This is a genomic window from Burkholderia sp. SIMBA_051 (genome assembly GCF_046534915.1).
Lineage (GTDB): Bacteria > Pseudomonadota > Gammaproteobacteria > Burkholderiales > Burkholderiaceae > Burkholderia > Burkholderia ambifaria.
Genome location: NZ_JAWRXS010000871.1, coordinates 1 through 237, shown reverse-complemented (window position 1 = coordinate 237; position 237 = coordinate 1). Strand labels below are relative to the sequence as shown.

The 237-nt window shown below is 63.3% G+C and carries 1 protein-coding gene; it reads right to left on the bottom strand.

Going from position 1 to position 237, the window contains the following annotated elements:
- The coding region (locus SB771_RS36935) for a HisA/HisF-related TIM barrel protein (RefSeq protein WP_410722277.1) at positions 1-235 on the bottom strand (235 nt) is incomplete at its 3' end.
- Between the last annotated feature and the right edge of the window lie 2 nt (positions 236-237).

Genomic DNA, 237 nt, shown 5'->3' with positions numbered 1-237 from the left:
CACGCACGCCGCCGCCGACGGTCAGCGGAATGAACACCTGCGAGGCGACCGCCTCGATGATCGGCAGGATCAGATCGCGTTGATCGGAAGTCGCGGTGATGTCGAGGAAGGTGAGTTCGTCGGCGCCTTGATCGTCGTAACGGCGCGCGATTTCGACCGGATCGCCGGCATCGCGCAACTCGACGAAATTGACGCCCTTGACCACGCGTCCAGCCGTGACGTCGAGACAGGGAATGA